A 12082-nucleotide genomic window follows, 5' to 3' on the forward strand; every position below is an offset into this window, starting at 1 on the left:
GAATTGAACGCATTGATGCCCTCTGAACTCAAGCATCTTCAGGTCGATTGGGTATATATGGATTGGACATGGTGCATTGCTTTGGTGCAAAGTTTGCCCCAAATGCAATCATTTTCGCGATTGTAAACAACTGAAAAGAATAGATTTCCCAGCTTAGAGGGCAATTTAATAATTGGTACGGTGTTTGCTATATAGAATTTGTGCTCCACAGCACGGCTTACACTCACTATCTCCGAAAGGAGATGAATTAGTTAGCGCATTCTCCTTGTTGCTTGTCTCCGCCATGTTTTGGACTGGCGGAGATTTTTTTCTTCAAACTTAATTCGCCTGTCACTTCCTACTGTGATCCTTGTTCAATCTCATTGAATTATAAAGAAATTACATACAGTCCGCTGTGCGGAAACCTACCAGACAAAACTTGTGAACCATGATGCCTTCATGCAAAAAATTTCCGCAAAAAATGTAATTAATTAAATTCATTCCGAAGCACGATACCAAACTTTGCGATTTTCATTCGCGTCAGAAATTAAGTGGTGAAAGAGTAAATCCGAAGGAAAACACCAACACCCAAGACGTGGAGAAAAATAATATGAATAAAGGACTTAAGTTCACCGCGATTGCTGCATGTGTGGCCGGAGCGCTTGGCGTTACCGCGACTGCTACCGCTGCACCATCGCACGATAAAGCGGTTATCGGTTACCTGACCCAATGGGAAGCATGGAAGGGAACCGATGCTGGTTTTAGCGTAAAAGGTGAAGCTACACACCTCAACGTAGATATGGATATCTACAACATCCTCAACTTTTCTTTCTTCGGCGTAGCGAAAGACGGCTCCCTGCACAGTGGCGACCTTCGCAACAAGAGCATTTATCAGCCTGGTGCGGTTCAAGAGCCGGGCCCACTGCTTCACCCTGATGTTTATTCAAGCTGGGACTTCCACATCCTGTGGGGTGAGTTGGAATACATTCATGAATATCCTGGAACTGAACCTTGGCAAGCAGAAGCACTGGCAAAAGTTCAGGCGCAAGGTTTTGTAAAAGATGGTCGTGGTTGGAAGCATGCTCCAACCGGTATCACTGGCCAAATGCCAATCCCTTTGAAAAAAGCGGGCGGCGCACCGGGTTTGATCGACTTGGCGAATGAAAAAGGCGTACAGGTAATGGCGTCTATCGGTGGTTGGAGTATGTCCAAGCACTTCCCAGAAATGGCTGCTGACCCAGTCAAAAAAGAACGCTTCCTGCAAGACATCGACAAACTGATTGCGCTGGGTTTCCACGGTATTGACATCGACTGGGAATACCCAGGCTCTGGCGGCATGAACTTCACCGGTACGGATGCAGACTACGCAAACTTCGAACAGCTGATGGATGATATCCGTGAACGTATTGGTCCAGACCGTCTTTTGACAGCGGCATTTAAAGCTGTGCCAGCCGCATTGGAAGGTTACGATTGGGCGCGTCTGCAACGTTCAATGGACTACTTCAACATGATGACTTACGACCTGAATGGCGGTTGGTCTAATGTTACCGGTCATAACTCTCCACTCTACCCATATCCAGAAGAAGAGTTTGAAGGATTAAACCTGGATACCCTGAAAAACTGGATGGTGAACGTTAAGGGCATTAACCCGAAACAAATTAACTTTGGTGCCGCGTTCTATGGCCGTGGTGTTCAAACAACTGAAGCGGAAGCGTACCTTGGTGCACCGACTGACAAACGTAATGTGAACTTCTCAGTTGATGGCCCAAGTGTTTCTGCCGTTGACCTGACCAACTGGAAAGCGTTCGAAGGTCAACCAAACTACAACTATCTGATCAAACAGCCAGGTTGGGCACACAAGTGGGACGCGAACGCGGAAGTACCATATGCAGTGAAAGGCAAATACTTCCTGAGCTATGACGATCCAGATTCAATTCGTAAGAAAGCGGAGTACATCGTTAATAACGATTTGGGCGGCATCATTGTATGGCAGGTGCATGGTGACATTCAGTGTGAAGGCACGTTCGTTAACTACGGCACCAAGCTGAAGCAATGTACCAATCTCCGCTCGCCGTTGGCTGAGCAAATTGATCAGGTCTTCAGCGCGAATATCATTCCAAACGAAGCGCCAGTTCTGGCCTTGCCAGGTGCTCAAAATGCAGAGAGCGGAGCAGTCATTAGCTTCGTTGTGTCAGCGACTGATGCAGATGGCGACGCGCTGTCGTTCACTGCACAAGGTGCCGACGTAACCGACAACGGTGATGGTACCGCAACGGTGACGTATAAAGCGCCAAACACCGCAGTCGACCTGACTGAAACGGTGACCGTGAAAGTCTCTGACGGCCGTAAATCTGACAGCGGTTCAGTGACGGTGAATGTTAAAGGTTCAGGTGATGTGGTTAACACTGCACCAGTACTGACTGCACCAGCATCTGTTTCTGTGAAAGCAGGTGAAACCGCAGAGATTGACCTTTCAGCAATTGATGCCGAAGGTGATTCTCTGACGTTTACTGCGTCTACGGGAGAGTTGGTTCAAACAGGTAACAGCGCAACAGTATCTGTGGCGACAGTAGACTCAACAGAAAACAGCGTGGTTAACGTCGTCGTTACTGTGACTGATGGTGTAGAAACTGTTGAAGCAACAGTCGTTGTGAACGTTGAAGGTAATACACCAGTAGACAGCAACTGGGACCGAAACAAGGTTTACAATACTGGCGATAAAGTAACCCACAACGGCGTTGAATATACTGCTAAATGGTGGACTAAAGGCGAAGAGCCGGGAACGTCAGCAGTATGGGAAGCGTTTGATGATGGTTCAGCAAAAGACTGGAGCGCTGACAAAGTCTACAACGGTGGTGATGTTGCTATCTATAACGGCAGCACCTACAAAGCGAAGTGGTGGACGAAAGGCGAAGCACCAGGATCTGCTTGGGGTCCTTGGGAACTTCTATAACCCTTAGCGTTAAATACCTACAAGGCCTCGTTTATACGAGGCCTTTTTGATTTTATTTTCCGTGTGTATAACAGAAACTGAGATTGTTCAGAGAGTTTGGCGATACTTGCCTTTACTGATACGCCTATCTTGTGCTTGATTGAAATGATCGCATTCTTTTTAGTCACTTAGTTTGGTGTATCTATGCTCGTTCGTTACGCAGTCGCGCTCATTGTTTTACTGATTTCCGGCTGTGCTTCTCTTTCTTCCTCTCCACAACTAACCACAGATCCTAACTGGGTCTCTGAAACCTTGCCAAATGGCATGCGATACCACCTTTATCCCATCGAAGGCGAGCAAATTGAAGTTCGGCTGGTTGTGAATGTGGGAAGCCTGAATGAAGGAGAGGATGAGAGGGGCTACGCGCATTTTATCGAGCATATGGCTTTCAACGGCACCCAACGTTATCCGAATAACTCAGTGTTTGAAGAGTTTGCCCAGGTTGGCGTTGAGTTTGGCCCTGATATCAATGCGGTGACTGACTATGGGCGAACTGTCTACCAGCTTTCTTTGCCGGATGCCCAGCGTCTTCCTGACGCGCTGGATTGGTTCCGTGATATTTCCGATGGCCTGACACTGGACAGCCAAGAAGTGGATGCGGAGGTGGGCGTCATTTTCGCAGAATGGCGACGTGACAACCGGGAAGATACATCTTGGCCCCTAAAACTCTATGAGGCGCTCATAGATGGGACGCCTTATATCGACCGGGATCCGATTGGCACTGAGTTCTCGCTGAACAGTGTGACGCCGGAAAGTCTCAAGGCGTTCTACGAAAAATGGTATCAGGCAAATCGAATCCAATTGGTGGTGATTGGCGGATTTAATGTTGAAAACCTGCAGACTGAAATAGAAGAGGAGTTCTCCTCGCTCCGTACGGAAAGCAAAAAGCCCGAGTCTCACCGCATTGTCCCCGTCGACAGAGATACGCAATATCCACTGACGCTTTATGCCTCTCAGGGCGAGTCGCCCGCTTTAGTGGTCAGTTTCAAAGATGGTGAGGACCTATATCCCGAGACGCTAGCAGAACAGAGAGCACTTTGGTTGCATTGGATGATGCTTGATGCGGTGCAACTGCGTCTTGAAGAGCAGTTTGAGCGGGAGAATCTTGCGCATAATGGCTTGTATTTCAACTTTGGTTTTCTACCAGGCTGGACGGTGTATGAACTGAGTGTGGAGTACAACGATGTTGACCGTCCCTATGTGCTCAAATCAGTAGCCAAAAACCTCGCATCGCTCCGTGACTATGGCGTTACAGAAGATGAGTTTTTGTCCTTGGTAGAGCAATACGAAGCCAGCATTGTGTTCTATGAGAATCAGTTGCCTATCGAAGTGGCGGAGAATGTGTATAACGATCTTTATTACAACCGCTTACCTCAAAGCCGAGTCGAGCAAAACGACAACTTCAGCCAGTTTCTACAAAACATCGAATTAAAGGATCTAAACAGAGAGCTGGCACGCTTACTGAAAGCATCAAATCAATCTCTGACGTTGGTTTACGGAAAGGGGGAGTCTATTGCTAATGCCGAGCTGCAACGGAATCGATATATAGAAACGTTGGCAAAGCCTGGCGAAGTGGTGGAGGTCTCCTACGCGGACGTGGAAATTCCTCAACCAGATTCCTTTGTCACGGTTACCGAAGATGCGGTTGAAATGGCGGAGAATGTTTTCCGGTGGAAACTCCCTAATGATTTGCCGGTTCTCTACTACAAAATGGATGACAGTTACTACGAAACACAGGTTGTGCTTCAGGCAAAAGGTGGCGTCGCATCAATGACAACGAAAGAAAGAGCAGCGTTAGATTTGATGTTCGAAACGTATCGTAACGGCAGTGTCGGTGATGTTTCAGCCAACGATTTCTCGCACTATCTTGAGGCCTTGGGTGTGAACATCGAGCCACAGGTTTATGGCAATAGCCATAACTTTTCGATGTATGTGCCAACAGAAGCACTGTTGGAAGGCCTGAATGCATTGCGTTATCTGATCGAAAACGTGAAGCCAAGCGAAGTGGCATTTGAGCGCGAAAAAGCACGGCTGATTGAACGCATGAATTTGGCGCAAACTTCACCGTATGACTTGTTTGGACGGGCGTCATTAGCGTTGATTTATCCTAGACCTTCCTATGAGTCGCCTTTAGGTGCCGAAGACTATCAAGGGTTAACGTTTGAAGATGTCACATCGCTGTATGAAAAGTTATTTGGCGATATGGGGCATTTCAGCGCCTATGTCGTGTCAGATGAACCTGTGCTGGCTGTTCAAGGTGTGGTTACGGCGTTGCTTGGAAACCTGCAAACGAAAAGGGAAAGAACAAATGCCAGCCCACTCCACTACAACAAGGATGGGGGTAAGGTAGTCAGGCACCTCTCTCCGGAAAACCGCACTTATGTGGAGCAGGTGTATATTCGCGCTTCAACGCCACGCACGGTTGATTCGGTGTTTGCGGAGGACTTGCTTAACCGAATTCTACAAGCGCGCTATAACCAGCTGGTGAGAGAAAAGTATTCGCTGTCTTACGATCCGTTTTTCTCTTCTTGGACGTGGGATGGGGAATCAGTCGTTACAACAACCATGACAGCGTTGGTCTCACCAGATAAGGAACAGGCATTGGCAGCATTATGGCCAACAATAAAACAGACGCTGACACAGCCCGTCACTAAGACTGAGAGTGAGAATGCGGCACGTCAATTGCTGAAAGACCTTTATGATTCCCAAACCGATCCGCAATTTATTGTCGGAACCCTTGCTCGCTACGATCTCTGGGGATATGCACTGGAAGGACTCATTTTCCCGGAACAGGTTATCGACAGAATCGATACACGACGACTTTCCCGTATGGCGTCTGTGCTGTTTGATGATGCCGCTTTTTTCGAAAGTATTTTGCGGCCCGCTAAATAAGAAAAACGCGCCCCAAGGGGCGCGTTTTAACCTTCTTTCGATAGGTAATTAATGGCTCTTTTGACCACCGAAGTATTTTTCAAGAATCTCTGGCGTCAGCTCGCCTTTTTCTTCCAGTGCCTTTAGCTCTGCTGCGATACGCTTCTGCTCTTCCATTGAAGGTAATGGAATGTCCGGTTCACGTTCTGGCGCATCTTTAATCAGGTTTTCTAAATCGATCATGTGGTTATTACCCAAATTACGTTTGTCGGTATTTTAATGAAAAAGTGACCTAGCTATCAAGGCTACAGGCTCTCTATCGCGGCTTCCCTTAATATCAATCAATTTCTTGTGTTTTACGGCATTTTGTAACACTGTAACAAAGATACCCAAGCAAATTGATTTCCCCATGGCCTTAATTTCTTCAACAGAGAGAATGGGATAACGAAACTTGGTGTAGGTGCTGAACATTTTGGCGTGTTCAGGCTGAATTGACTCGACATCATTCGATGGAAAGCCAACTGACAATAATAAGAACTAAGGAAAGGTAACTATGTCAGATATTCTTGAAGTCTATGTAACCAACGCATTTGTGGCAGAAAACCAAGGCGGTAACCCAGCAGGGGTTGTAGTGAATGCTGAAGGGCTAACGGTTGCACAGATGCAATCTATCGCGGCAGAGCTAGGTTATTCTGAAACAGCGTTTATCTCGCCTTCCAAAAAAGCGGACTACCGTATTCGTTTCTTTACCCCCACTGAAGAAGTCGATTTCTGTGGGCACGCAACGGTAGGCACGTTTTCAACGCTCTTCAAAACCGGAAAAATAGAAGCTGGAGACTACAAGCAGGAAACCGGAGCTGGAATATTGGGTGTGACGGTGACCGAAGACGGACGCATTAACATGCAGCAAGTGTTACCTGAGTTCGGCGACACCTACAACGAGGCAGATATTGCCCCATTGCTTGGTCTTTCAACGGAAGACATCCTTGCCACCGGGCTACCTATCAAAGCCGTATCAACGGGCCTCTGGGACATCATTGTTCCCGTCGATGATGAGGCTAAACTTCTGGCGATTGAAGCAGATCACAAAGCGATTGCGGCGTTTAACCGCAAAACAAATACAGGGGCAATTCATGCCTTCGCACTGACCCCGACAGAATCTGATATCTCAGCGAGATGCAGAAACTTCGCACCAGCACTGGGTATTGATGAAGAGTCGGCTACGGGCAGTGCAGCCGGTGCTTTGGCCTCTTACCTTCATATCTATCAGGGCGGTAAATACCGTTACTTGTTTGAGCAGGGTGAAGTGTTGAATAAGCGCTCTTTGCTTTGGGCGAGTGTCGAGTCTGAAAACGACAAGATTAGCGCGGTATTTGTTGGCGGCGTCAGTGATAAGCCAGTGCGGATTCCTTACAGATTAAAAGTTGAAGCGGTGTAATTTTCAGAAGGGAGCGGAAATGCTCCCTTTTTCATGTGGTTGCTCATTGGTTTGCTTGTTCAAGGATGTGACTTATTTAGCGGAAAAAGAAGGAAAAATTCGGCAACTGGTCTAATTTTTAAAGAGGAATCTTAACTATGGGACTTACTCTGCGTGGCCGAAGTATTTTTCTCATGTCAGCCGGTTTTCGATAAAGACCTCCAACACTGGGGGAGTGAGCTCTTGTTCCGAGAAGGACTGGAGAACAAATTCCCTTCCATCGACGAAGACACAGCGACCTCTCGTATTCTCAGTGCAAACTTTTTAGCGTGTGGCGGTAAGCCGGACAAAACGCGATATATCGTTAGCTTTGGCCAGTCATCCCTGATGGATGAAATTCCACTTTCGATGCCGCCCCAGCACCTGATTATCTCCTTGACTGACGACTGTGCACCCACACAGGAAGTGGTCAGTAAACTCCGTACCTATCGTACAGAAGGCTACCGTATCCTGATGGACGGGAAAGCCATGACCAATGAATGGCGCAATCATTTAGAGCTGGTAGATATTTTCAGCGTCAGCATGGAGCGCTCCAAGCCTTCTGATTGGGAGAATGTTATTTCCCAATATTCGCAGCAGGTTTTTCTGGCTAGAAAGGTAGAAAAACAAGATGAACTTGCCGCCGCACAGAGTTGCGGTTTCGCGCTTTTTCAGGGCTACTTCTTCGAAAAACCACAGATCAAACGTTCAGAAGATATCGCGCCCTCTGTTATGTCGTTGCTGGACGTTTGCATCATCATCAACCGTAATCCGGATGACATTGACACGCTCACCAAAATCATCTCGAAAGATGTATCACTGCTGTACAAAGTGGTGGCGAGTGCCAACATTCTCGCTAAAACCAAAACCAATAAGATTTCTAACCCGCGCCAGGCAGTGGTTTATCTTGGCGTGCAGGCACTTAGACGTTTGGTGTCATTGTTGATCATGACGAACCTAAACCATCAACACGCCCATCAATTACAGAGTGCGTCTTTGATACGCGCGACTTTTCTATCTTCAATGGAAAATAACATTCGTGGTTTTGACAAAGATGAGGCATTTATTGTTGGTGCATTTTCTATGCTTGACGTGATGCTAAGCAAGCCCATGGAAGACATCGTCGGTGAGTTGGATCTCTCCAATGACGTAAAACGTGCATTGATTGCCAAAGAAGGGGTTTACGGGCAGTTCCTGTCGCTATGCCATGACATTGAAAGGGCAAATTGGAATGGTGTGCTGCACACCTGTAACCAGCTCAAACTCAATGACAAGGCAGTGTTGAAAGAATTCGAACAGGCTCGCAGCAGTACCGCGGACATGACTTCCAGCATGCAGGTATGACCCTATGCTGATGATGCGAACAAAACTCGCGGTAATTTTGGTGGTTAGTGGCACACTGATCCTCAGTGTGTTTGGCGTATTCAACTACTACAAAACCCACGATCGCCTTTATGGTGAGATGGACTTCGAACTCGAGTCTATTATCGCCCGACTTTCGTACCGACTTCCCGCCCAGATGTGGAACTATGATTTTGAGTCTGTCGTTAAAGATCTGGAAAGTGAAACCCTTTCCCGTTTCGTCTACCGCATTGAAGTCGTCTCTAAAGACGATAACTTCCGTCATATCACCAAGCCCAAAAGCGGAGAGTTCAGTAACGAGTTTCGTCTGCGCAGTATTCCCTTGATTTATGACGAGCTGAATGAACAAACCAAAGTCGGGGACTTGATTATCTATGAAGACCCGAGACCGATTGAGAGTACCCTCACATCAGAAATCGTTTCCGGTATCGCGCAGGTTTTCCTCCTGGATCTGATGATCATGTTCCTGATTTGGAAGTACGCCCGGGCGATAAAGGAAATTGAATCAAGCAAAAACTACCTCAACACTATTATCCACAGCTACAAGGACGGACTTTTGGTGCTGGGGGAAGACCACGAAATCACAACGCTCAATGAAGCAGCGAGGCGGATGTTTGAGCTGGAAGATGTGCCGATTGAGAAGGTGACCTTATCGAAAGTTATCGCCAAAGTCGTTCCTGATTCTCGTGCGTATTTCTCACAAGCACTTTATGGCTTCAATACCAAAAGCTTGAATTATGAGCTTATCAGAACCGATGAACGTCAGATCGTGCAGGTTCGCTCCAACAAAATCGAGGTGAACGAAAGACCGCTTCAGGTAGCGATTATCCGCGACATTACGGAACAGCATCTGGACAAAATAAAAGTGTCGAAGGGGGCTGAGCTCTTCTCTGCCGTGAAAACCTTGCAGGACAAATTCCTGATCAGCGATGACTACCACAATAGCTTTCGTGAAGTGTTGAAGATCCTGTTAAAGATTGGTGAGAGTAATCACGGCATTATTGTGGAGTTGGATTACGAAGCCCAGAACAATTACCGCATTCTGGCGCAAACACGGCTGATTGCGAATGGCTATGTGTCAGAAGAGTTCGTTCGCAACGTTGTCACACGTGTCATTGACACCCAGAAAGGGGACAGAAGCCTGCAATTGGCGGGGCAATCGTCAAACAACGGGAAACTGATTATCAACTCCCTCAGCATGCCTCTGTTTCTCTCGAATCAATTAGTGGGCGTGGTTTGCCTCTTTGATGAATCAACCAATTATGATGAAGACTTGGTGTCTTGGCTTGAGCCGGTATTGTCGAGTCTCAGTGCCATGGTTAACTTCGTCCGACAGAAGAAATTGAATGATTTAATCACCGAGCAAATGGTGCATGCCAAAGAGGAAGCGGAGAAGGCCAACGAAGCCAAAACCAACTTTCTGGCGATGATGAGCCATGAAATCCGAACGCCGATGAATGGTATTGTGGGTATGTCTAATCTGCTCAAAGAAACCGACCTCAATCAACAACAATCGTATTTTGTCGATACGCTGGTTCACTCTTCAAATGCCTTGCTGAATATCATCAATGACGTGCTCGATTTAACCAAAATCGAGGCGGGCAAAATGCGCTTATTTGATCAGGAATGTGAGCTGCCGGACCTCGTTCATGATGCGCTGGTGGTTTTCCATGCCAAAGCTGTCGAAAAAAGCTTGAGGCTGCATTGCCTTATCGAGCCAGACTTGCCGCGCTGGTTAATGCTGGATCCTGTTCGTTATACGCAAATTATTCTGAATCTGGTGGGGAATGCTCTGAAGTTCACCAAACATGGTTCTGTCATGGTCCACGTGAGCAAAACCAAGCTGGAGGGTGTGGAGCATATCAGACTTGAAGTGAAGGACACGGGGATTGGTATTCCAGAAGAGAAGCTAGGAACCATCTTTGAAAACTTTACTCAAGTCGATAACTCCTATTCTCGCTCATATCAAGGCACAGGGCTTGGTCTGCCAGTTTGTCTGAAACTGACAGAATTGATGGGCGGCGCAATTGAGGTTGTCAGCAAGGAAGACGTGGGAACGACCTTCACTGTGGATGTTCCTCTCACGTTGGTGCCAGACAACACCAACTGTTTGCTGGAGAACCTGACACTGAAGCCGGAGATTGAAGGTAAAGCGGCTATCATCGCCACTCAGGACTCCCAACTTTATGCCGTATTAAATGCATACCTTTCAAACGTTGGCTTAAAAGTAGAGCAATGGTCTAAGAGCACGCCGCCAGAAGAGGAAATCTGTGAATCGGCGCTGCTATTTGTTGATGACAATATGATCAGTGAAATGCGTCCTGCAATGAACCCTGCTAATCACACCTTGTTGATCAGTCATAGTGGTGTGGTAGACGAGTTTGGTATGCCGTGTCTCATTAACCCTATCAACCCAGATGCGCTTATTAATGCGCTTTCTGCTGACTCGCCTATTGATGTAGAAGTGCCGGAAGTAAAAGCCGACGCGGTGCGTTTTGATGGATTGAATGTTCTGATCGCTGAAGACCACTTAGTGAATCAGGATCTGATGGTGTTGGTACTTAACAGTTTAGGTTGCCAGTCGACGTTGGCGGATAACGGGTTAGAAGCGTTGGATAAACACCGGGCCAATCCGTTTGATTTGATCCTGATGGATTGTCAGATGCCGGAAATGGATGGCTTTGAGGCAACGAGAAACATCCGTGATTTTGATGAAAATGTCCCGATTATCGCAGTGACAGCGAATGCGCTATCTGGGGATGCGCAGCGTTGTTTAGATTCGGGAATGAATGCTCACCTTGCTAAACCGTTTACTAAAGAACAATTAGTGAATTTGATGCTGTTGTATGTGCCAGGAGAAAAAGCATTTCCGGTTTCCAAAGGGTGGGAGCCTGAAGCGATGAAGCAAGAGGGAACTGACGCGTCAGAGCAAGTTCCATCAAAAGTTACGCTGGAAGAATGCACCACGTTTGATGTCAATCAGCTCAAAGATCAAGTAGGAGATAGTGAAGAGCTGATGCTTCATATTCTGACCAAATATCTCACTACCCAGGAGGCTGATATGGAAGCGCTTCAAAGCGCAATGTCTTCTTCCGACCTGGCTGGCGTGAGAAAAATTGCGCACCGAATGAAAGGTGCGGCGTCGATGATCGGGGCAAAAGAACTGGCAGAACTGTGTCTTTCCATTGAAAAAGATCACGACAAAGGCCTAGAGCTCATACAAAACCGTTTTGACGAGTTGAATGCCCGTACTGCGGAAATCAAGCAAGAGTTAGAAAGCCTTTCCAGTGCCTAACATACCCAAACAACCTGAAGATGCCGGATTCAGCGAGTTTGACTGGCGTTGTGATCGCGGCGTCCCTTTGTGGGTGTAGTCACCTCCATCAAAAAGGGACAACAACGAGCACGACGTCAGTCAACTC

The 12082-nt window shown here is 47.2% G+C and carries 6 protein-coding genes; 5 read left to right on the plus strand and 1 reads right to left on the minus strand.

Annotated features, from left to right (window positions below):
• Positions 1 to 589 precede the first annotated feature (589 nt).
• Entirely contained in the window at positions 590 to 2932 is a 2343-nt protein-coding gene (locus RN22_RS21040) for a glycosyl hydrolase family 18 protein (RefSeq protein ID WP_046307445.1), read from the plus strand.
• A 183-nt stretch (positions 2933 to 3115) separates the two neighbouring features.
• On the plus strand, positions 3116 to 5863 hold the full coding sequence (locus RN22_RS21045; RefSeq protein WP_046307447.1) for a pitrilysin family protein: 2748 nt from the start codon (positions 3116 to 3118) through the stop codon (positions 5861 to 5863).
• Between the two features lie 48 nt (positions 5864 to 5911).
• Here RN22_RS21045 and RN22_RS21050 read toward each other — a convergent pair whose 3' ends face one another.
• Positions 5912 to 6085 carry an ATPase gene (locus RN22_RS21050; protein WP_046307449.1) on the minus strand — a complete coding sequence of 58 codons (174 nt, stop codon included), beginning with the start codon at positions 6083 to 6085 and terminating at the stop codon, positions 5912 to 5914.
• 310 nt (positions 6086 to 6395) lie between these two features.
• Between RN22_RS21050 and RN22_RS21060 the strand changes: the two genes are divergently transcribed.
• From RN22_RS21060 to RN22_RS21070, 3 genes are all read left to right on the plus strand, one after another.
• Positions 6396 to 7280: a PhzF family phenazine biosynthesis protein gene (locus RN22_RS21060; RefSeq protein WP_046307453.1), complete on the plus strand. Its 885-nt coding sequence runs from the start codon at positions 6396 to 6398 to the stop codon at positions 7278 to 7280.
• Positions 7281 to 7433: 153 nt separating this feature from the next.
• On the plus strand, positions 7434 to 8642 hold the full coding sequence (locus RN22_RS21065) for an EAL and HDOD domain-containing protein (RefSeq protein ID WP_046307455.1): 1209 nt from the start codon (positions 7434 to 7436) through the stop codon (positions 8640 to 8642).
• Positions 8643 to 8646: 4 nt separating this feature from the next.
• Positions 8647 to 11955, plus strand: coding sequence for an ATP-binding protein (locus RN22_RS21070; protein WP_046307457.1), 3309 nt, complete (start codon positions 8647 to 8649; stop codon positions 11953 to 11955).
• Positions 11956 to 12082 lie beyond the last annotated feature (127 nt).

Source organism: Grimontia sp. AD028, from assembly GCF_000973155.1.
In the GTDB taxonomy this organism is placed as follows: Bacteria; Pseudomonadota; Gammaproteobacteria; order Enterobacterales; family Vibrionaceae; genus Enterovibrio; species Enterovibrio indicus.